19 protein-coding genes are annotated in these 21,033 nt (G+C 73.0%); 12 read left to right on the top strand and 7 right to left on the bottom strand.

What is annotated here, in order from left to right; translation table 11 throughout:
• The 3 genes from SCNRRL3882_RS19830 to SCNRRL3882_RS19820 all read left to right on the top strand — a co-directional run bounded on the left by SCNRRL3882_RS19830 (position 1) and on the right by SCNRRL3882_RS19820 (position 4,566).
• The gene (locus tag SCNRRL3882_RS19830) at positions 1 to 2,532 is read left to right on the top strand and encodes a VWA domain-containing protein (protein ID WP_010032441.1); all 2,532 of its coding nucleotides are present in this window, start codon (positions 1 to 3) and stop codon (positions 2,530 to 2,532) included.
• Positions 2,532 to 3,944, top strand: coding sequence for an extracellular solute-binding protein (locus SCNRRL3882_RS19825; protein ID WP_010032440.1), 1,413 nt, complete (start codon positions 2,532 to 2,534; stop codon positions 3,942 to 3,944). Before SCNRRL3882_RS19830 ends, SCNRRL3882_RS19825 begins: the two co-directional genes overlap by 1 nt.
• A gap of 136 nt (positions 3,945 to 4,080) precedes the next feature.
• A complete protein-coding gene (locus tag SCNRRL3882_RS19820) occupies positions 4,081 to 4,566 on the top strand; it encodes a hypothetical protein (protein ID WP_010032439.1) in 486 nt (161 codons plus the stop codon).
• Between the two features lie 222 nt (positions 4,567 to 4,788).
• Here SCNRRL3882_RS19820 and SCNRRL3882_RS19810 read toward each other — a convergent pair whose 3' ends face one another.
• Both SCNRRL3882_RS19810 and SCNRRL3882_RS41135 read right to left on the bottom strand, forming a co-directional pair.
• Entirely contained in the window at positions 4,789 to 6,789 is a 2,001-nt protein-coding gene (locus tag SCNRRL3882_RS19810) for an Ig-like domain-containing protein (protein ID WP_010032437.1), read from the bottom strand.
• Positions 6,790 to 6,941: 152 nt separating this feature from the next.
• Positions 6,942 to 7,094, bottom strand: a complete 153-nt coding sequence (locus SCNRRL3882_RS41135) for a hypothetical protein (protein WP_173937267.1) — start codon at positions 7,092 to 7,094, stop codon at positions 6,942 to 6,944.
• A 115-nt stretch (positions 7,095 to 7,209) separates the two neighbouring features.
• Between SCNRRL3882_RS41135 and SCNRRL3882_RS19805 the strand changes: the two genes are divergently transcribed.
• From SCNRRL3882_RS19805 to SCNRRL3882_RS19790, 4 genes are all read left to right on the top strand, one after another.
• Positions 7,210 to 8,553 (top strand): helix-turn-helix domain-containing protein, encoded by a 1,344-nt coding sequence (locus SCNRRL3882_RS19805; protein WP_029180661.1) that lies wholly within the window; start codon positions 7,210 to 7,212, stop codon positions 8,551 to 8,553.
• Positions 8,554 to 8,642: 89 nt separating this feature from the next.
• Positions 8,643 to 9,638, top strand: a complete 996-nt coding sequence (locus tag SCNRRL3882_RS19800; protein ID WP_010032433.1) for a permease — start codon at positions 8,643 to 8,645, stop codon at positions 9,636 to 9,638.
• Positions 9,635 to 10,396, top strand: coding sequence for a TIGR03943 family putative permease subunit (locus tag SCNRRL3882_RS19795; RefSeq protein WP_010032432.1), 762 nt, complete (start codon positions 9,635 to 9,637; stop codon positions 10,394 to 10,396). The genes SCNRRL3882_RS19800 and SCNRRL3882_RS19795 overlap by 4 nt, the downstream gene beginning before the upstream one ends.
• Positions 10,397 to 10,711: 315 nt before the next feature.
• Positions 10,712 to 11,503, top strand: coding sequence for a GAF and ANTAR domain-containing protein (locus SCNRRL3882_RS19790; protein WP_010032431.1), 792 nt, complete (start codon positions 10,712 to 10,714; stop codon positions 11,501 to 11,503).
• A gap of 103 nt (positions 11,504 to 11,606) precedes the next feature.
• On the opposite strand, the gene SCNRRL3882_RS19785 is transcribed toward SCNRRL3882_RS19790, so the two are convergent.
• Positions 11,607 to 12,410 (bottom strand): hypothetical protein, encoded by an 804-nt coding sequence (locus SCNRRL3882_RS19785; protein ID WP_010032429.1) that lies wholly within the window; start codon positions 12,408 to 12,410, stop codon positions 11,607 to 11,609.
• A gap of 334 nt (positions 12,411 to 12,744) precedes the next feature.
• Here SCNRRL3882_RS19785 and thrS point away from each other — a divergent pair, with 334 nt between their 5' ends.
• Both thrS and SCNRRL3882_RS19775 read left to right on the top strand, forming a co-directional pair.
• Entirely contained in the window at positions 12,745 to 14,016 is a 1,272-nt protein-coding gene (gene thrS / locus SCNRRL3882_RS19780) for a threonine--tRNA ligase (protein WP_418952362.1), read from the top strand.
• Between the two features lie 84 nt (positions 14,017 to 14,100).
• Entirely contained in the window at positions 14,101 to 15,066 is a 966-nt protein-coding gene (locus tag SCNRRL3882_RS19775; protein ID WP_010032426.1) for a nucleoside hydrolase, read from the top strand.
• 95 nt (positions 15,067 to 15,161) lie between these two features.
• Here SCNRRL3882_RS19775 and SCNRRL3882_RS19770 read toward each other — a convergent pair whose 3' ends face one another.
• Complete coding sequence (locus SCNRRL3882_RS19770; protein WP_010032424.1) at positions 15,162 to 16,094, bottom strand: LAETG motif-containing sortase-dependent surface protein; 933 nt, start codon at positions 16,092 to 16,094, stop codon at positions 15,162 to 15,164.
• Positions 16,095 to 16,410: 316 nt separating this feature from the next.
• On the opposite strand from SCNRRL3882_RS19770, the gene SCNRRL3882_RS19765 reads away from it, so the two are divergent.
• A complete protein-coding gene (locus SCNRRL3882_RS19765; RefSeq protein WP_010032422.1) occupies positions 16,411 to 18,072 on the top strand; it encodes a glycoside hydrolase family 13 protein in 1,662 nt (553 codons plus the stop codon).
• A 167-nt stretch (positions 18,073 to 18,239) separates the two neighbouring features.
• Positions 18,240 to 18,974: an Ig-like domain-containing protein gene (locus tag SCNRRL3882_RS19760; RefSeq protein WP_029180660.1), complete on the top strand. Its 735-nt coding sequence runs from the start codon at positions 18,240 to 18,242 to the stop codon at positions 18,972 to 18,974.
• Here SCNRRL3882_RS19760 and SCNRRL3882_RS19755 read toward each other — a convergent pair.
• Together SCNRRL3882_RS19755 and SCNRRL3882_RS19750 are read right to left on the bottom strand one after the other, a co-directional pair.
• Positions 18,968 to 19,444 (bottom strand): hypothetical protein, encoded by a 477-nt coding sequence (locus SCNRRL3882_RS19755; protein WP_050810131.1) that lies wholly within the window; start codon positions 19,442 to 19,444, stop codon positions 18,968 to 18,970. The genes SCNRRL3882_RS19760 and SCNRRL3882_RS19755 overlap by 7 nt on opposite strands.
• A gap of 4 nt (positions 19,445 to 19,448) precedes the next feature.
• Positions 19,449 to 19,823 (bottom strand): DUF6479 family protein, encoded by a 375-nt coding sequence (locus SCNRRL3882_RS19750; RefSeq protein ID WP_029180659.1) that lies wholly within the window; start codon positions 19,821 to 19,823, stop codon positions 19,449 to 19,451.
• A gap of 397 nt (positions 19,824 to 20,220) precedes the next feature.
• On the opposite strand from SCNRRL3882_RS19750, the gene SCNRRL3882_RS19745 reads away from it, so the two are divergent.
• Positions 20,221 to 20,634: a DUF5994 family protein gene (locus tag SCNRRL3882_RS19745; RefSeq protein ID WP_010032413.1), complete on the top strand. Its 414-nt coding sequence runs from the start codon at positions 20,221 to 20,223 to the stop codon at positions 20,632 to 20,634.
• 19 nt (positions 20,635 to 20,653) lie between these two features.
• Here the strand turns inward: SCNRRL3882_RS19745 and SCNRRL3882_RS19740 are convergent, their stop codons facing one another.
• Positions 20,654 to 21,016, bottom strand: a complete 363-nt coding sequence (locus tag SCNRRL3882_RS19740) for a DUF1304 domain-containing protein (protein ID WP_029180658.1) — start codon at positions 21,014 to 21,016, stop codon at positions 20,654 to 20,656.
• Positions 21,017 to 21,033 lie beyond the last annotated feature (17 nt).

Genomic DNA, 21,033 nt, shown 5'->3' with positions numbered 1-21,033 from the left:
GTGAGCCGCTTCGACCCGCGCGGCGAAGTGAACCGGGCGCTGCTGGTCGGTGTGTCCGAGTACGACCACACGGCACCGGATCCACAGGGCGTCACCGGCCAGCTCCCCGCCGTGCGGCACAACCGGACGACACTCGAGGACGCGCTGCACCGGAGCGCCGTGTTCGGTGCGCACGAGGTGCGGGCCCTGGCCTCACCGACCCCCGACGAGTTCACGGGGGCGCTGCGCCGCGCCTGCCAGGAGACCAAGGGGCTGCTGCTGTTCTACTTCGCCGGGCACGCCGTCACCTCCACCTCCGGCAACGAGCTGCACCTCCAGATGCGCACCGCCCGAGTCCTCACGGGCGACGGGCTGCCCGGCTCGGTGAGTTTCAGCGAGGTGCTGGGCGAGCTCGTCGAGAGCCGCGCCGAGCAGGTGGTGGTGATCCTCGACTGCTGCTACGCGGGCAACGCCGCGGGAATCTGGCACCGCTTCGACGATCCGAAGCGGAAGAAGCACAAGATCCTGCTCCTGATGAGCGTGCAGTCCAACCGCTGCATCCTGGGCGGGGACGCGGAGGTCGCCACGCCGTTCACCCGCGAGGTGGTGCGGGTCCTCGAAGCGGGCGGGGAGGTGTGGCTCTCCGAGCTGTACGCCGCGGTGAAGGAGCGGATGGCCGCCGCGAAGTACAAGGCGGAGGCCGACGACTCGCAGAGACCTCAGGCGCTGGCGCCCCCGTGGGACCCGGACGCGGACGTGTTGCTGGCGGCGGGACCGGTGGACCCGACCGACGACACCGAGGACCCGCCCGGCTGGTTCTCCTGGCTCCGGCGTACGCTCACCCGCGCCCGGGAGTCCGTCGGCCTGTTCGGCCGCACCGTTCTGGCGCTTCTGCTGGCGTTCGTCGTGATCGGCGCCGCCGGTTACGGAGTCCTGGTCCTGACCGGGGGGTCCGGCCCCTGCGAACCGCCGCTGGAGCTGCGCGTCCTCACCGACCCCGACCTGGAGCCGGCGATGCGGGCGGCCGCGGACGCCTACCTCGCCTCGGACGCCAACACCAAGGACGACGGCTGCCGGCGCACCGGCGTCACCGTCTACAGCGCCGGTGCCGCTCACGTGGTGACCGCGCTGGGCGAGCACTCCGACCCCTGGCAGCAGCCGCGTGAGGACGTCAACCCGCAGCGGGACATCGGCCCGCAGCCGGACGTGTGGATCCCCGCGACCCGCGCGGACGTCGACCGGGCCGGCGACGCGCAGGTGGAACGCGTCTTCGCCCGGCTGGAGCCGGACACCGAGCCGCTCGCGTACTCACCGGTCGTGCTGGCCGTCCCGGAGGGCCTCGGCGCCGACGTCCCGCGCACCGGGCGGTCGCTGCCGGAGCTGGTCAGGGCCCTGAAGAACGCGGACGGCAAGGCACAAGTGCGCAGGCCCGACCCCGAGTTCAGCGACTCGGCGCTGCTGGCGACGGTGGGGCTGTACGGCGACGGGGCCGACGTGCGCGGCGCCGAGGGGCTGATCAGCCGGGCGGGACGGCCCGAGTCCTCGGCCGTCAGGCTGCTGTGCACGCTGCCCGAGGACGACGCCGCGGACGACCGCAGCGCGGTCCTGGTCCCGGAGTTCCTGCTCAGGAGCGGCGTCGGCTGCCACTCGGTCACCCGCGCCGGGCGCACCGCCGTCTACCCCGACGACGTGCCCGGTCTGGAACCGACGTTCGTGCGGGTGCGCTGGGAGGGCGGCGACCGGGACGTCCAGGCGCGGGACGACGGGGTGGACCGGTTCCGCGACTGGCTGACGGGAGAGGGCGGCCGGGAGGTGCTCGGCAAGCAGGGGTTCAGGGCCACGACGGGCGAACGGGGACTGCTCGCCGGGAAGGCGGCCGACCACGGGCTGACCGATTCCGTTCCGCCTGCGGACCCCGCCGACGCGACACGGCTGGACAGGACACTGGAGCGGTACGGCAACGCGCACGGACCCGGCCGGGTCCTGTTCCTCCTCGACAGCTCCGGCTCGATGGCCGGCCTGTGGGACGGCCCCAGCGGCGGCCCCGGCATCCTCAAGCAGACCCTGACGGGGCTGGGCAGGGGGGACGAGTACGGGGTGTGGGCGGTGCACGGGGTCAAGGGCCCCACGCACACCGAACTGCTGGACTTCGGCAGGCACTCCCGCGCGGAGGCGGAGAAGGCCCTCAGGACTGACGAGGAAGGCGCCGAGGTGCGGGACGCGGAAGCCGATCCGAGCGCCGCCCTGCTGGACGCCCTGGCGTTCATGCGGGAGCGCGGCGCCGGTGACGAGCGGCCGCAGCTGATCGTGTACCTCACCGACGGCGAGGACGACAACCGCCTGACCGGCGACCGCCTCCGCGAGGTGGAGGACCGGGCACGCGCGTCGGGCGTGCCCGTGGCCATGGTGATGCTGAAGAGCGGGGGCTGCGACCGGGACCGCCCCGGCACGCGCGTCGCGGAGGCCGCCCAGGGCCGTTGCCTGGACGCCGGTGACGACCTCGTGCCCGCGCTGCGCGACGAGGTCGCCCGCACCGGAACGGGGGAGGAATGATGGCCCGACGCCTGCCGGCCGCCCTACTCGCGTTGCCGTCCCTGCTGACCCTGCTGTTCCTGGCTGCCTGCACCGGCGGTGACGTGCGGGAAGAGCCGCCGGACGCCGACAACCGCCGCCGGATCGTGGTCGCCAGCGGACAGGACGTGACCGGCAAGAACGGCATCCGCCAGCAGCTCATCGACGTCTGGAACGCCGAGGAGGGCGCACAGGGCTTCGAGGCCCGGCTGGTGGAACTGCCCGGCTCCGCCGACCAGCAGCGCAGCCAGCTGCTCGGTGCCCTCCAGTCCGGCAGCGCCCAGTACGACGTGGTGAACCTGGACGTGACCTGGGTCCCGGAGTTCGCCGACGCGGGCCTGATCCGCCCGCTGACCGACGCGGCTGTCAGGTCCCCGGACGACATCATCCCGTCCGTGGACAGAACGTCGTACTGGAAGGGCAAGCGGTACGCGGTCCCCTTCAACAGCGACGCCGGCCTGCTGTACTACCGCAAGGACCACCTGCGGGAGGCCGGTGTCTCCCGGACCGACCTCAGCGACGGGGTCACCTGGGACGAACTGCGGGACCAGATCGACGCCGTCAAGGGACACTTCGGCTCCCAGGGCCACGAGGGCTGGGCCACCCAGCTCGCCCCGTACGAGGGCCGTACCGTCAACGCGATCGAGGCGTTCGCCTCGGCCGTGCCCGGACTCCGGCTGACCGACGGCGACGGCGAGTACGCGGCGACCGTGGAACAGCTCACGGCGGGCGTGGCCGAACTGCGTGCGCGCACGAGCCCGCCGTACACCCTCGACGAGGCCTCCGAGTCCCGCGAGGCCGAGTCGCTCAGTGCCTTCGCTGAGGGCCGCACCACCTTCCTGCGGCACTGGCCGTACGTCTACCCCGCCCTGCACGAGACCTACGGGGAGAACCTGGGGGTGACCCGGCTGCCCGGCAAGGCGGTCCTCGGCGGGCAGAACCTGGCCGTCACCTCCTCCACGTCCGAGCAGCGGGCCGCGAAGGCGGCGGAACTGATCGCGTTCCTGACCGACCCGGACAGCGAACGCTGCCTGCTGCGGGCCGGTTTCGCCGCGACCCGCGTCTCCGCCTACCAGGAACCCGGCAGCGCTCCCCCGTGCCGGCACGCCCCGGCGTACGCCGAGACCCCCTCGTCGTCGCCCACCGGCGAGGGCACCGTCCGCCTGCCCCCCGACCGGATCGCCGACGGTGTCAGCTTCTCCCGCGACATCCTGCTCCCGTCCCTCCGCGAGGGCGTGCACCGCCCGCGCACCCCGCTGTACGGCGCGGTGACGCACACCGTCATCACCCAACTGGACGCCCTGTACGGCCCGATCCCGAGTGAGGGCCGGCCGGGCGACGTGGAGGTCGCGAAAAGCCTTGACGAGGCGTTGAGGGAAGTTTTGCCCGGTTGAATCTCCTCCCGGTGATGTTCACATTTCCTCCATTGCCTACGTGTGTCCCCGTGGGTAGCGTCGTTTTCGCACTGACCATGCAATCCGGCCACGCAATCAGACCATGCAATCCGGCCGTGCAATTCAAAAAACGGGGATGGACTTCGTGAGCATACGAAGCAAGGGAATTTCTGCTGTCATCACCTTCGCCATGACGGGCGCGCTGTGCGGCGTCGGGGCGCAGGCGGCGCAGGCGGCTCCGGCGCAGCCGGAACTGCGCGCCGGAGCGGACGAGATCTGCGCGGTCCTCGGGATCGGCAGCGGCGCGGCGGGCCTCACCAAGGCACTGGCCAAGGGAGCCTCGTGGGTGGGGATCGGCGCCAGCATCGGGTGCTACGCGTACACGAAGGCGAAGGAAGCCACGCCTGCTCAGAAGCGGGCCGCGATGATCGCGTCCTACAAGAAGTACCAGGCGATGAGCGACATCAAGAAGCTCGATGCGCTCGGCTACTACTGCCGTAAGAAGGACAGTGGCGGTGGCGGCGGCACCGACGTCGCCCCCACCGACCCGACCGTGAAGGTGGGGTACCACGACATCAGGATGAAGGGCGTTACGTACAAGTGCACGGCTACCGGGGACTGACCGGCCGTCGCGGCCCGGGCTATGGAGAACGCCTGCTGTTCTCCATAGCGCTGGTCGTGGTGAGCCTGTTGTGGATCACGCAGGACATGGCCGCCTGGGCGACGGCGACATGTGCGGTCGGCGCCGCCGGCGGAGCGGTCGGGGTTTGTTATTTCGGCTGGCGTTACATCCGCTCCCGCGAGAATTCACACTAACTGAATTCGCCGGTTGAATTTACCTACGTCAGCGCGTGAAGACGAAGTACTTCCATGCGCCGTACGTCGTCGTGTTGACGTTGTCGCCCGACTTGGTGTCGATGTAGGACGAGCGGATGCGGAAACGCGGACCGACCGGCGGCGTGCCGTCGAGCGTCGCCGCGTCCTTGCCGTAGCGGTCGAGGGCGAAGTACTCCGTGGCCGTGGTGTGCCACGCGCCGTCGGCGTAACGCTGGACCTGGAGCTGGTACTTGCGGCCCGGGTACATCGACATCGTCGTGTTGTGGACCGGGTCCTTGGACTGCCTGAAGTAGAAGTACTTCTGGTTCCAGGCGGTCGCCGACTTGTAGTAGCCGCTCAGGGACGTCGAGATCTTGACCCTGGTGTAGACCGAGTTGGTGACCGTCTTCGCGGCGTACCGCGTGTCACCCGTGAACTTCGCGCTGACCTTCGTGTCACGGGTCAGGTGGACCGTCGCCGACAGGTCGCCGGCCGAGTCGACCGTGCCCTTCTTCACCAGCGTGCTCGGCTTGTCGGAGCCGTACGGGTCGGCCCAGATCTCGACCGTGCGGTTCTTGTACGTAGTGCCGAGGTGCGCGGTGAAGGTGACGTCACGGCCGTAGTCGTAGACCTTGCCGTTGTTGGTCAGCGTCAGCGTGGTCGCCGTCTTCGCGACGGTCGTCGACGCCGAGGCCGTGGCGCCCGCGTGGTCCGCGTCGCCCGCGTACGTGACCGTGTAGGTCACCTTGCCACCGGCCGGCGGCGTGTCCGTGAAGGAGTACGTGCCGTCGGCGGCGACCGGCGCCGTGCCGAGCGGCTTGCCGGACGGGGACTCGTCGTCGGTGCGGGTGACGGAGACCGTCGTGCCCGCAGGAAACGCCGCCGACGAGGACAGCGTGCCGGTGAGGGTGAGGGACTTGGCGCGGGTGGCCGTGGCCGGGGCGCTTGCCGTGAGGGTGGTGGACGTCTTGGTCGGGGCGTCGAGGACGCGCAGCGAGTAGACGTTGCTGTCGTTCTCCGAGATCGCGAACAGCTTGCTCTCGTCCGGTGCCCAGGCCAGGCCCGCCGGGGCCAGGGTGTCGGCGCCGCTGCTGGTGCCCGTGTTGGGGAAGTCGTACTGCCTGAGCGGCGTCGAGGTGCCCGGCTTGAAGACGTGTACGTCCGGGTCGTACCAGGAGAACGTGCCCGCCGCGACGTCGCCGTTCGGGGCGATGTCCACCGCGTTCGGGTAGGTGTTGGTGACGTACTTGCCGTCCGCCGACAGGTCCGTGAGCTTGTAGACCGCCTGGTAGTACGGGGCGCCGCTGGCCGTGACGACGTCCTTGCCGTCCGGCGTGACCGCGAGGTCCTGGAGGTTGCCGCCGCCCGTGCTGCCCGGGTCGAAGGCGTACGCCGTGCGGGACGCCGTCCCGGAGGAGACGTCGTACACGGCGAGTTCGACCGGGCTCTGGCCCGGCGCGCCCGCGACGAGCGTGCCCGGGGCGCCCGCGGAGGCGTCCAGGATCGGGGCGTCGTAGAAGGTGCGGCCGGTGTCCTGGCCCAGGGTGACGCCCGGGTCGGCGGCGCCCGGGTCGAGCGAGCCGATGTTGCCGTTGCCGGATGCGCCGTAGCTGAACCACAGTTTGCCGCCCGCCAGGGCCACGTACGCCGGTCCGCCGCCCTGGCCCGTGGACCAGCGGCGGGCCTCGGTCGCCGTCGCCGTGTCGATCGCGACGATCGCGTCCGCGTCGTGCACGGCGGCGTACAGCGTGCCCGAGTCGGGCGACAGCTCCAGGCCGTGGACGCCGGGCAGCGAGCCGACGGTGCCGACGACCTTGCCCGCGTAGTCGGTGACGACGACCTGACCGGCCGTCGGATCGCTGATGAAGACGCGCTGGTGGAGCCCGTCGACGACGATGTCGCCGGTCGACTTCACGGGCAGGAGCGCGCTGGAGTCGGCCGCCGCCGACCCGGCACCGGCCGCGACGAGCGTGAGCGAGCCGAAGAGGACCGCGAGCGCCGTCGCGGTCGAGAGAGTGCGTCTGTGCACGGTTTTTTCGAACCCCCCGGAACGAAAAGAATGATCAGCAGGAAGAAGTGATCAGCCTGCGCAGGTTAGAGCACCCCACTGACAGTCAGGTGAACCGGGGAGTAAGACGCTGGTGTGAACGCGGCAGGGGGGGACGCCGTGGGACCGCCGCGTCAGCGGGTCTCCGCGACCGTCCGCGGGCCCTCATGGGGATGCGCGGCTCTCGCCGGCCCCGCGTTCGCCGCCAGCAGGAGGGTCGCCACGGCGACGACGGCGGCGGCGAAGCCTCTGGCGTACCGCTCGGCGGTGCGTGTGCGTTCGAGCACGGCGACCTCGCAACAGGGGCGGCGACTACGACAGCAGCGTATTAAGCACGCTTAACTCTCGGTTTAACCTAGGGGCTGTCCGAGCCTAACGGCAAGAGGGACAGGGGGAGTTGGCGTGGGGGAGCGTGACGATCCGGGGACCATCGGGCGCCGGGTGCAGCGATTGCGTGTCGAACAGGGGATGACACAGCGCCAGTTGGCGGAACCTGTGTACACCCCCGCCTATGTGTCCACCCTGGAGTCGGGACGGGTGCGGCCCTCCGACGACGCCCTGCGGCATCTCGCCGGGCGGCTCGGCGTCGCCTTCGACGAACTCGCCACGGGGCGTTCCGCGCGGCTCGTGACCGAGCTGCGGCTGCGGCTGACCGAGGCGCAGCGCACCTTCGCCGTCGGTGAGGCCGAGGCGGCGGCGGAGCAGTACGCCGAGCTGCTCGTCGAGGCCGAGACGCAGGGCCTGGCCGGGGAACAGGCCGCCGCGCTGCTCGGGCTCGGCGAGTGCGCCCTGGAGACGGGCGAGCTGGTGGCGGGCCGGCAGTACTTCGAGCGGGCCGAGGCCCGTCTCGCCGACGCGCCCTTGCCCGCCAGGGTCCCGGCGCTGCGTGGCCGGGCCGTCGCGCACTATCTCGCCGGGGAACTCCGGTACGCCGTCTACCTGCTGGAGAGCACGCTCGACGAGCTGAATCGGGGCGGCCTGCACGATCCGGACGCCCTCCTGCTGCTCTACGCCAGTGCCATCGGGCCGTACATGGACATGGGCGCGCACGCCCGCGCCGCCCAGGCGGCCGAGTTCGCCCTGGCGCTCGCCCCGCAGTCCGGCGACCCCGCCCTGGTCGCGCGCATGCACCGGTCGGTCGCCCGCACCCTGGTCGCCGAGGGCCGCCTAGCCGAGGCCGACGCCTCGCTGGCCAAGGCGGCCGAGCTGTACCGGGGCCTGCAGATCCGCACCGAACTCGCCAACTGCCACTGGATGCGCGGCTACGTCTACGCCCAGGACGGCCAACTGGAACGTGCCGAGGGCGAGTTGCGGGAGGCCCTCGGCATGCTGTCGGCCAAGCGCGCCGCCCTCTACAGCAGCCAGGTCGCCGTCGAGCTGGCCGACGTGCTGCACCGGCGCGGCAGGTCCGACGAGGCGGCGGCCCTGCTGCACGGCGTCCTCGACGACCTGTCCTCCGAGCGCGGCGCCGTCCACTCCGCCGCCGCGCACCGCCTCCTCGGCATCATCGCCGAGGACGCCCGCCGCACCGAGGACGCCGAGGAGCACTACGTCCGTGCCCTGAGCCTGCTGGAGCGGGCCGGCGCCGCGGGTGACCTGGCCGACCTGTGCCGGCTGCTGGGCGACCTGCTGCGCCGCACCGGGCGGGTGGAGGCCGCGCTGGACGCCTACCGGACGGGCCTCGGACACCGTACGGCCCCCGGCACCACCACCCTCGGGCCCGCGCCCGCACAGCCCCCTCTGTGAGGAAACAGGGGCTTCGCACAGCGGTGCGGGTTAGCCTCCTCGGCGGGATGTGAACGACCGGGGCGGGGCGCGTGGAGAACCAACGGGCAGTGACGGTGGCCGACGGGTTGCGGACGGTGCTGCGCATCCTCGTGCACACCGTCCTCGGCGGCGCCGCGCTGATCGCCATCGTGACGGTGGCGTCGGTGCTCGGGCCGATGCTGGCGATCGATCTGTACACCCCGCCGGTCGCGGCCTGGTGGACCGTGTTCACCGCGATCACCGTCCAGGGCGTGCCCTTCCTGCTGCTGGGCACGGTCGTGTCGGCGGCGATCGGCGCGTTCGTGCCCCAGCGGGTGTTCCAGCGGTTGTTGCCCCGCCGTACGGCGCTCGCCGTGCCGGTCGCGGGGGCGGCGGGGGTCGTCCTGCCCGGCTGCGAGTGCGCGTCCGTGCCGGTGGCGGGGAGCCTGATGCGGCGGGGTGTCGCCCCGGCCGCCGCCCTCGCCTTCCTGCTGTCCGCGCCCGCGATCAACCCCGTCGTCCTGGTGGCGACCTCCATCGCCTTCCCGGGGCAGCCGGAGATGGTCCTCGGCCGGCTGGTCGCCTCGCTCGCCACGGCCGTGGTGATGGGGTGGCTGTGGGCGCGGTTCGGGCGGGAGGAGTGGCTGCGGCTGCCGCGGCGGGACACCGCGCACGGGCCGGGCGCCGGGCCGCGTGCCTTCGTCTCCGGCCTCCAGCACGACTTCCTGCACGCGGGCGGTTTCCTCGTGGTCGGCGCGGCGGCCGCGGCGACCTTCGACATCGTCGTACCGAGGTCGCTGCTGGAGGTGTTCACCGGGTCGGCCTGGCTGTCGGTGCTGCTCCTCGCCGTCCTGGCGGTCGTGCTGTGCGTGTGCAGTGAGGCCGACGCGTTCGTGGCGGCCTCACTGAGCGGCTTCTCGCCCACCGCGCGGCTGGCGTTCATGGTGGTCGGGCCGATGGTCGACCTGAAGCTGATCGCGCTCCAGACGGGCACGTTCGGCAGGTCCTTCGCGCTGCGGTTCTCCTCCGCGACCTGGCTGGTGGCCGTCGCGAGCAGCGTCCTGGCGGGGTGGTGGCTGCTGTGAGGCGCTACGGACCGGCCGTACTGCTCGCGCTCGTCGGCGCGGCGGTCCTGCGGGTGTCGCTCTTCAGCGACCTGTACCTGCGGTATGTGCAGGCCGGGTTGCGGCCGTACCTGCTGGTGTCCGGGGTGGTGCTGGTGCTGCTCGGGGTGGGGGTGGCGGTGCTGGTTCGGACCGGTGGGGACCAGGAGGTGCATGGGGAGCAGGGGGATCACGGGGATGACGGGCATCCAGGGGAGGACCTCGGCGGGCATCCGCACGGCCCCGCCGGTCCCCGCGTCGCCTGGTTCCTCACCCTGCCCGCCGTGGCCCTGCTGCTGTTCCCGCCGCCCGCCCTCGGCTCCTACAGCGCCGAGCGCGAGGCCGCCCAGCGTGCGGCCCGGGGCGTCGGCACCTTCCCGGCCCTGCCCGCCGGGAGCCCCCTCGACCTCACCCTCGGGGAGTTCGGCTCCCGCGCGGTCTACGACAGCGGCCGTTCCCTGACGGGACGCACGGTCCGGCTCACCGGCTTCGTCACCCGCGACGCCGACGGCACCTGGTACGTCACCCGCCTCCTCGTCTCCTGCTGCGCCGCCGACGCCGGCACCGCCAAGGCCGAGGTGCGCGGGGCCGCCGCCCCGCCCGTCGACACCTGGATCACGGTCACCGGCACTTGGCACCCGGAGGGCGGGCTGGGCTCGGCCGCCGCCTGGCCGCCGGTCCTCGACGCCACCTCCGTACGCCGGGTACCGCAGCCGGACAACCCGTACGAGAAGCGCTGAGGGCCACGCCGGGGGTGAGGGCCGGTCGCGCGGGTTTCGCCCCACCTGCGACGGGTAGTCGGGCGACGATTCCGGGAGGCTCGGTGCATGATCCGGGCGGGAGCCGGGCTCGGGTCCGTCCCGGGAGGCACCGGGAACGGCGCCGGGCCGGCCGCTGTCCGTCGGCTGACCGGGCGGTCGCCGTACGGCGGCCGGCCGCTCGGCCGTCGTGCAGCGGGTCGTCCCGGGCGGGTGGTGTGCGCCGGCCCACCTCGCGTTCGCGGCAGGGCGTTCCGGCAGAACGTCGATGGCGGAGGTCGGTGATCGAAGGAGGCGGTGGCGGTGCGGCCCAGGGACGATCCCCGAGGAGCCCCCGGTGGCGATCCCGGTCCGCGCCGCACCGGGGGCGGTGACCTGGACCTGGACGGGATCCGGGCCGCCGATGTGATCGCCAGGGGCGTGCGCGGCGCCAAGCCCGGGGAGGTCCCGGGCCGGCTGTGCGAGGTGGCGGTCGAGCTGCTGCCGGTGATCGGCGCGAGCGTGTCGCTGCGCAGCGAGGGCATGCCCGTCCAGCTGAGCGCCAGCAGCGCGCACGCCGCGCACCTGGCGCAGATCCAGGCGACGCTGGGCGACGGCCCCTGCCAGAGCGCGCTGGAGGACGGGGCGCCCGTGCTGGCCTGCGATCTGACGACCGGCCGGGACGCGGGCCGCTGGCCGGTCTTCGCCCAGCAGGCGACGGAGGCCGGGGTACGGGCGGTGTACGCGGTGCCGCTGGGCAGCGACGCGGTGTGCGTGGGCACCCTCGACCTGTACCGCGACAGCCCCGGCGGGCTCACCGACCGCCAGCTGCACGTGGCCCGGCTGGTGGCCGGAGTCATGACGGTGGCCCTGATGGCACTGCCCCGCGAGACCGAGGCGGAACCGCGGGACCAGGAGCCCTGGCTCAGCGGACTGGCCGCGGACCACGACGAGGTCTACCAGGCCGTCGGCATGATCATGGCGCAGCTCGGCGTCGGCGCCGACGACGCGCTCGCGCGGCTGCGGGCGGACGCCTTCGCGCGTGGCTGCACGGCCCGCGACGTGGCCCGCGACGTGATCGCCCACCGCAGGCGTTTCGAGCGGTACTGAAACCCGGTACCGGGTCCTGAGATCCGGTACCGACCCGGTACCGGGGTACCGGGTCCTGAGAATCCGGTACTGAGACCACGTGCCGAGAACCGGCCGGCATCCGTCAGATCCGGGCTCGCCCCTGCTTCGTGATCTCGGTCAGGCGCTGTGCCCCGAGTTGCGCGGTCTGCTGCGTGACCTCCTCGTGCACCTCGTCCAGGCCCGCGTGGGTGAGCGTGATCGCCTCCTCCCCGACCCGCACGGCCGCGAGGTCCATCGTGAGGTACGTCAGCTCCCCCTTCTCCGTCTCCCCGGTCAGGGTGACCCGCAGGGCCTGCCGGGCGTCTCCCACCCGAGGCAGCGGCATGCCGCTGACCTGGACGGTCTGGACGCGGCCGCGCGTGGTCGCGGCCGTGAACTCGCCGCACTTCCCCGGCAGCGACTTCAGCCAGGCCAGGGTGCGGTCGACGTCCGCCGGCGGATGGGCGGTGACCTGGTAGCGCAACTGGGCGGAGGTGTCGGCGTCGTCGAACGCGGCCGTCGCCCGCGGACCGGCCGGGGTGCCGAAGAGTTCCTCCGTGTAGAGGGCGTCGAGCAGCCGCTGGCAGTCACGGTCCTTCGTGGTCGCCTTCAGCAGCCCGTCCCGCCAGGTCCTGGCACCCCGCGTCGGCCCCCACGGCTCCCCCAGATCGGCGTCGGTGATCAGTGCTGCCTGGGCCTGGGCTTCGGTGAGGCCGGCCCCGGAGCTCGCGGGCCGCTCGCCGACCGGTGACGCGCCGGTGACGGTCGGGGAGGCGGAGAACCACCGCGGCCGCGGCTCGCCCTGGACGGAACAGGCGGCCGTGGCCAGCAGGGCGGTCACGGACAGCGCGGAGGCGAGGAGGGCGCGGGCACCTGGGCCACGTCGGCCGGCCGGAGGGTGGGGCATCGGAGGGCCTCCTGCGGGGAGTTCATGGAGGTGCTCCCGACGGGGCGGGCTCTCCAAGATCGGGTACGTGCTCTTACGGCACCACCGCGACGGGCGGCACACCAGTGCGACGGGCTGTTCGGGTGAGGGAGGCGGCCGGGTGCGGGGACACGCCCGTGGTGCACGGACGCGCCCGCGGTGCGCGCGCCGCCGGAAAAGCCGTGGCCCCGCGCGCCACGCCCCTGCTACGGTCACGCCCATGAAGCGCGCCCAGCCGTTCCCGTCTCTCACGACGACGCCGGAGAGTGTCCCGGCGCGCTGACAGCTGACGTAGACGTCTTCAAGCCCGGGGCGAGTGCCCCGGGCTTCGTCGCGTGGTGCTCGCCTCCGACCCGAGGAGCCCACCATGCACGACCACCGACGGCTCGGCCGTGAACTGAACCTCTTCGACACCGACCCGCTGATGGGCGCGGGGCTGCCGTACTGGCTGCCCGACGGCGCGATCGTGCGGCACACCCTGGAGGAGTACATCCGCGAGGCGGAACAGCGGGCCGGCTACCGGCACGTGTACTCGCCCGTCCTCGGCAAACGCGAGCTGTACGAGATCTCCGGGCACTGGGACCACTACAGCGAGGACATGTTCCCGCCGATGGACCTCGGTTCGGAACAGGTCCTGCTGCGCCCGAGCCTGTGCCCGCACCACGCCCTGATCTTCCGCTCCCGCTCCCACAGCTACCGCGAACTTCCCCTCCGGATGGCGGAGTTGGGCGGCATGTACCGCTCGGAGCTGTCCGGCGTCCTCGGCGGCCTGACCCGGGTGAGGGCCATCACCCTCAACGACGCGCACATCTTCTGCACCCTGGAGCAGGCCGTCGAGGAGGCGCGTGCCGCGCTGGAGTTGATCGGCCGGGCCTACGCGGACCTGGGCATCCGGGCGGTCCGCCACCGCCTCTCACTGCCCGGCGAGGGCGGCAAGTACGTGGCGGACCCGGACCTGTGGCGGCGGGCCACCGCCCTGCTGCGCGACGTCCTGGACGGCTCCGGCATCCCCTACGAGGCCGCCGAGGGCGAGGCGGCCTTCTACGGCCCGAAGATCGACGTGCAGATCGCCGACCCGGCCGGGCGGGAGGCCACCCTCTCCACCGTCCAGATCGACTTCCACCAGCCCGAACGCTTCGACCTGCACTACATCGGCGCCGACGGGGCGAAGCACCGCCCGGTCATGGTGCACCGCAGCATCATCGGCAGTGTGGAGCGCGCGGTCGCCCACCTCGTCGAGGCCCACGGCGGGGCCTTCCCGCCCTGGCTGGCCCCGGTGCAGCTGGTGGTGCTCCCGGTCGGGGACGAACAGGCGGGCCATGCCCACGAACTCGTGGGCCGCGCCCGTGAACTCGGCCTGCGCGCCGAGGTCTCCGGCCCCGAGCAGGGCACCCTCGCCGCTCGCATCCGCGCGGCTCGACTGGTCCCGTACCAGGCGGTGATCGGTGGCCGGGAGGCCGAAGCGGACCAGGTGGCACCGCGCCTGCGGGACGGGCGGCGGCTGGGGGGCCTGCCTGCCGCCGCGTTCCTGCGGAGTGTCGCGGACCGGGTGGCGGCTCGCGGCACCGAGTTGTGGGAGGCGGCGTAGGAACGGGTCCCCCTGTGCGGAGTTGCCGCAGGCCGTAGGCTCGCTCGTGCCGAAGCCCCCACGGGAACAGTGGAAGGAGCCACCGTGACGGACGGTCAGCCCATTCCGGTGATCATCGACTGCGACACCGGCGTCGACGACGCCCTCGCCCTGCTGTTCGCCGTACGGCACCCGGCGCTCGACGTGCGGGCGATCACCTGTGTGGCCGGCAACACGGACGTGGACGGCGTGGTCCGCAACACCCTGACCGTGCTGGAGGTGGCCGGGGCCGGTGACATTCCCGTCGCCCGGGGCGCCGAGCGTCCGTTGATCGAACCCGTGCGGACGGCGCGGCACGTGCACGGGCAGGACGGGATGGGGGACCTGGGGCTGCCCGCGCCGACCCGGGTGCCGGTGGACGTGGACGCGGTGACGCTGCTGAGGCGCGAGATCCTCGCCTCGCCGAGGCCGGTCACGCTGATTCCCATGGCGCCCCTGACGAACATCGCGCTGCTGCTGCGGACCCACCCCGAGGTGACCGGCAACATCGAGCGGATCGTGTTCATGGGCGGCGCGGTGGCGACGGGGAACGCCACGCCGGTCGCGGAGTTCAACGTGTGGCACGACCCGGAGGCGGCGGCGGTGCTGCTCACGGCCGGGGTGCCGATCACGATGTACGGGCTGGACGTGTTCAAGAAGGTCCTGGTGCCGGCGGCCGATGTCCAACGCCTGCGCGCCGGCACGGACCCCAGCCTCCGCCTGGCCGGTGAACTCCTCGCCCACCGCGACCCGGCCACCTCGGGGGACCCCACCCCGACGGGTGGTCTCGGCGACGCGGGCGCGGTGTGCGCGGTGGTCGACCCGGGCGGCCTGACCACCGAGCGGCTGCCGGTCGAGGTCGCCCTGGCCCCCGGGCCCGGCCGCGGCCAGACCATCGTCGACCGCCGCCCGCTCCCCGGCGAGTCCGAGATCCACGAGGGAACCCGCGCCCAGCCCCTGGTGGACGTGGCGCTGGACGTCGACGTGGAGCGGTACGTGAAGCTGTGGCTGACGGCGGTGGAAGGGGCCTAGTTTCCGGGGCCCGAGTTTCCAGGGCCTGTCCGAGTTTCCAGGGCTCCTGTCCGACAGAGGGCCCGGGACCGGTGGATCCCGGGCCCGTCGAGGCGTCAGGAACGCGTCGCGCGCTTCCTGCGGGTCACGACCACCATGACCGCGCCGCCCGCCAGGAGCGCCGCCGCGCCCATGGCGATCGGGCCCGTGCTGCTGTTGGCGCCGGTCTCCGCGAGGTCACCGCCGCCGCCGTTCGGCTTGGGGGCCGGGGGCGTCGTCGACTCGGAGGCGGACGGGGTGGGGGTGTCGGTGTCCGTGGCCGGGGGCGACGAGGGCTCGGCGGGCTCCGACGGTGCCGGGGGCGTCGTCTCCTCGGCGGGTTCCGAGGGGCTCGCGGGCGGGGTGGACGGGGGCTGCGACTCCGCCGGCGGAGGCGTGAGCTCGCACTCCTTCGTGCCGCCGTTCCAGGCCGCGATCAACTTGTCCTTGATGACCGGGCGGTCGGGACCCTTGGGCAGCTCGCCGTGCTCGAAGCCGTCCTTCGCGTCCAGCTCGCCGTCGAACTTCGTCGCGCCCCGGTAGAGGTCGATCTGACCGAAGCAGCCCTTGTCGGGGATGGCGATGTCGAGCGAGTCGGTGGCGCCCGGCTTGACCGTCACCGTGTCGAAGTCGACGAACACCTGCTCACCGGAGGTCGCGAAGGTCGCGCCGTGCGCGAGGTAGGAGGCGAGGGAGGCCGTGCACGTGGCGGCGTCACCGGCCGTGCGGACCTTGATGTGGACCTTGCCGTCCTCGGTCGGCTTCAGGTTCTGGTCGTCGACCTTCACCGAGTCGAAGAAGTTGGAGCCGTCGAGCGAGAACTGGCAGCGGTCGGTCCCGGTCTCCGTGCCCGCGCCGGTCCCGGGCTTGTAGGTGCCGCCGGACGACCAGCCGTCACCACCGGGCGTACCGGTGGCGAACGCGGTGGTGGCGGAGGCGGCGCAGAGGGCGAGGGCCGCGGCGCCCGTCCCCAGCAGGCGTCGCGCGGTGACACGTCTCGCTATGGACATGCGGATCCCATTTCTTGGCGTGAACCGGAACCCGGGTGACGGCAGGCGGGCAGCGCGCGGCGCGCGGCTGCCGGGGCCGCACCGGGGTGAGTGGTCGAAGAAACACTGGGCTCATTGGTCACATGCGCCTCAGTGCGCCCCCATCGTGGCCGGGCCGCAGCAGGCTGTCAACCTGCGGGTATGTAAAGGAAGTTACTCCACCATCACACTTCCATCACAGCAGGAATGGATCACTCCGATCGCCGCGATGGTTCCTTTTTCCGGCATTCTGGACAGATTCAATGCTGTCGCCCGTATGCCCTGCGAAGGAGACCGCGTGACCGATCGCTCCACCCTCGACCTGTCGTCCCGTGACCCCGACTGGTGGCGCCAGGCCGTCGTCTACCAGGTCTATCCCCGCAGCTTCGCCGACGCCGACGGCGACGGCCTCGGCGACCTGCGCGGCATCACCCGCCGCCTCACCCACCTCGCCGCCCTGGGCGTGGACGCCCTGTGGCTGAGCCCGTTCTACCCGTCCGAACTGGCCGACGGCGGCTACGACGTCGCCGACCCCAGGGACGTCGACCCGCGCCTGGGCACCCTCGACGACTTCGACGCCCTGGTCGCCGAGGCCCACCGGCTCGGTCTGAAGGTCATCGTCGACATCGTGCCCAACCACTCCTCGCACCAGCACGCCTGGTTCCAGGAGGCCCTGCGCTGCGGGCCCGGCTCGGCGGCCCGCGACCGGTACGTCTTCCGCGACGGACGCGGCGAGCACGGCGAACTCCCGCCCACCGACTGGCAGTCCGTCTTCGGCGGCAGCGCCTGGAAACGCGTGCCCGACGGCCAGTGGTACCTGCACCTGTTCGCCCCCGAGCAGCCCGACCTCAACTGGGAGAACCAGGAGGTCCGCGCCGACTACCGCACCACCCTGCGCTTCTGGTCCGACCGCGGGGTCGACGGCTTCCGGGTCGACGTGGCCCACGCCCTCGTCAAGGACCTGAGCGAACCGCTGCGCGACCTCGGCGCGCCCGAGCTGAGCCGCGAGGACGCCCTCAGCACGATGCCGCCCGGCACGCACCCGTTCTACGACCGCGACGAGGTGCACGAGATCTACCGCGACTGGCGCAAGATCCTGGACGCCTACCGCCCGCCCCGCATGGCCGTCGCCGAGGCGTGGGTGCCGGGCGCCCGGCGCGCGTTGTACGCCCGCCCGGACGAGCTCGGTCAGGCCTTCAACTTCGAGTACCTGGAGGCCGGCTGGGACGCGGACGAGCTGCGCCACGTCATCACCGACTCGCTCGCCAACGCCCGGGCGGCCGGCGCCTCGGCCACCTGGGTGCTGTCCAACCACGACGTCGTCCGCCACGCCTCGCGCCTGATGCTCCCGCCGGGCACCGACGAGAACGCCTGGCTGCTCTCCGGCGGCCACGCCCCGGCCGTCGACGAGGCGGCCGGGCTGCGCCGGGCCCGGGCGGCCACCCTGCTGATGCTGGCGCTGCCTGGTTCGGCGTACGTCTACCAGGGCGAGGAACTCGGCCTGCCCGAGGTCGCCGACCTGCCCACCGAGGTGCTCCAGGACCCGATCTGGGAGCAGACGGGACACGTCCGCAAGGGCCGCGACGGCTGCCGGGTGCCGCTGCCGTGGACGACGACCGGACCGTCGTACGGCTTCGGGCCGGGCGGCGCCTGGCTGCCGCAGCCGCCCGGCTTCGCCGCCTACGCCGTCGAGGCGCAGGACGGCGTCGAGGGCTCGACCCTGGAGCTGTACCGGACGGCCCTCAGGCTGCGCCGCAAACTGCTCGACGGCGAGGAGCTGACCTGGGCGGAGGACACCCCGGACGGTGTCATCCGGTTCGACCGCTGCGAGGGCTGGCGGTGCGTGACGAACCTGTCCCACGCGGCGGTCCCGCTGCCGGCCGGTGAGGTGCTGCTGAGCAGCGCCCCCCTGGAGGACGGCCGGCTCGGGCCGGACACGACGGTGTGGCTCGGGCGTTAGCCCCGGCCCTGACCCGCCCCGCCCGGCGACCGCTGGGCGGGGCCTTTGGGGAGCCTCCGCCACCCGCACGGCCCAGCAGCACGCGCCGCCTGCGGAGCGCCCCGCGAGAATCGCTGCCAGAGTCCGGCAGAGTGCCGTCGACGTCCGCACAGGGAGCCCCGCCCGCCATGAACAGGTCCAGCAAGACAGCAGCCGTGGCGGGGACCGTGGTCGCCGGAGTGCTCGCGTTCCCCGGCCCGCCTGCGGCGGCCCTGGGCGGTGAGCTGTGGGGCACCGCGACCATCGCACCCGGCCGGGAGGGCATCCTCGACATCGCCGGCTCCGCGGCAGCGGCGCCGGGCGCCACGGTGACGCTGACGGCGCCCCGGGGCACCCGCGTGACGGCCACGCCCCTCGACGCGCCCGGCTATCTCGGCCGGGTCGCCGCCGACGGCCGCAGCGGGACGTACACCGTCACGGGCGCGGCCGCGCAGTCATGGCAGGGACGTACGTTCCCCTTCGTGCTCGCGGTCCCCGCGGACGCCGTGCCCGGCACGCGGCTGCGCGACTGCGTCCTGCGGATCACCGACGCGGACGGCGTGCGGCAGGCGGCCGGCCGGTGTGCCGTGACCGTGGGCCTGGCCGGGCCGACGCTGACCCGCCCGCTGTCCGGCGTGCCGCTGGACGTCCGGCCGCAGATCGCGGGCACGGCCCACCCGGGCGCCCGGGTCACTGTCCGCGACAAGGACGACCGCGAGGCCTGCGCGACCACCGCCGCCGCCGACGGCACCTGGACCTGCACCCCGCGTCCGGCGCTGCCGGCGGGCGCCAACCGGCTCCAGGCGGTCGCCACCCTGAACGGGGTGAGCGCCGTGAGCGAGCAGATCGACATCTCGGTGGCGGACACCGGCGCCCGTCAGTAGCGCACGGCCCGGGCCACCTCGGCCCGGACCTCGCCGGACAGATCGTGGGTGCTGCGGGCGGTGGCCGTGGCGGAGTGGCCCGCCTGCACGTGGTCGACCGTGACGATGACCGTGTCGGTCAGCCGGCCCCCGGCGTCGGTGAAATCGACCTGGACGGCGAAGGAGCGTTCCGAGTCGTCGGTGTTGGTGACGGTGACCTCGGCCCGGGCCCGGCCGTCGGAGCCGACGGTGGGCCGTCCGGCCTTCACATCGTCCTTGACGTCGATTCCGCCCCGGATGTCGTCGAGGCGGCGTCCGGCCTCCGCCGTGGCCGACTCCACCGCCTCGGAGGCCTGCGAGGCGAACGACCCGACCGCCGACTCCGCCTCGCGGGCGGCGTCCCCCGGGCTGTCGCCGCCACAGCCGGTGAGCACGGCGGACAGGGCGAGCGGCACCGCCGCCCCGCCCGTCGCCCAGCGTCCGCGTCTCATGGCCTCACGTGTGGCCGAGGCCGCCGCCGCCGAAGGAGCCGCTGGATCCGGGCAGCCAGCGGCGGGGCTTTTGGTCCTTGCCCGTCCTGGTGCTCGCGTGGTGCAGCTCATGGGGCAGGAGCCGCTTGCCGTCGCGCGTCACGACCGGCATCTCGTCGGGCTCCCGCATCTCCCGCATCTCACGGACCGGCCCGCCGTCCGGGAGGTGCGGCTGCTCCTCGGGGCCGGGGTGGTGCGTGTCCGTGTCCATGACCCGCATCCCGACCCGCACCGCCCAGATCAGCGCGAGGGCGATGACGGCCCCGCCGATGAAGGCGAGGGTCACGGCGACCGCGTGATCTGACGACGCCGCCAGCGCTTCGTACGTTGCCGTAGTCATGCTCCGATTATCGCTGACGAAATGCGATAAAGCGCCCGCAATGTCCACACGCACGAGGGCAACAACTTCCGCGAGGCCTGCGACGACCTGACGGTGATACCCCGTCCCCGCATACGAGGGAGAAACCATGCGCAGACACCGCGACCAGTCGCTGTGGCTGACCAAGGGCTTCGGCGGGGGCGCGGGCGGTCACTGGGGCAGGCGGGCAGCGCCACGCGGATGCTGCGCGACTTCTGGCGTCATCCGAAGGGCCGCTACGGCCTCTGACCGCTCCCGGGCGGTGCGGGCGGGCCCCGGCTCCCGTGCCGCCCTGCGGGTACGGTGGAAGGACCGGGGGTATGCCGCACCCGGTGGCCGACGGTCCGCTGGCCACGCCCCCGTCGCAGCAGGAGCCCTGATGACGTCCGCCTCCTCGCCCCCACCGCCCCTCCCGGCACCCTCCGAGGTCCGGCTGAGGCTCGCGGTCCAGCCGCGCCTCGGCCGCACGGCCCGCCGTATCGACGGGGCGTGGTGGCCCCGGTCGTACGACCTCGCCGCGGAGCTGCCCGGGCTGCTGGCCGTGCTGCCGCGCGCCTGGGGCCGGGTCAGCAGCGTGCTGGTCCACGGGGACACCTGGCTGGCCTGCCCCGACCGGCTGGACGTCGCCGGCCGGGAGGTCCACGTGGGCCGCAGGGACGCGCCGACCACTCCGGACACGGTCTGCCTGCTCACGCCCGGCCGGGGCCGCTGGGACCTGCTGGTGGTGCCGCCCGCGACGACGGAGGCGGAGGCGGTCCGGCTCATGGAACAGGCCGTCTCTCAGGACGCCTGAGACCCTGGGGGGTGTCCTCCTAGTGCGCGAGCAGCACCAGCACCAGGGCGATCAGCGCCGGTACGGTCTGCACGAAGAGGATCTTCCGGCTGGCGGTGGCCGCGCCGTACACCCCCGCGATCGCCACGCACGCCAGGAAGAACACCGAGACCTGGATGCCCACCGGGTCGGACGCCACCGCGCCCCAGAGCAGTCCGGCGGCGAGGAAGCCGTTGTAGAGGCCCTGGTTGGCGGCCAGGGCCTTCGTCGCCTCCGCGGACTCGGCGCTGGTGCCGAAGGCGGCGCGGGCCCGCGGCGTGGTCCACAGGAACATCTCCAGCACCAGGATGTAGGCGTGGAGGGCGGCGAGAGCCAGTACCGCGAGGGTGGCGAGGATCGACATGCGCCGCATCATCGCAG

Source organism: Streptomyces chartreusis NRRL 3882 (assembly GCF_900236475.1).
In the GTDB taxonomy this organism is placed as follows: domain Bacteria; phylum Actinomycetota; class Actinomycetes; order Streptomycetales; family Streptomycetaceae; genus Streptomyces; species Streptomyces chartreusis_D.
This window is presented reverse-complemented; position numbering and strand designations above follow the sequence as displayed.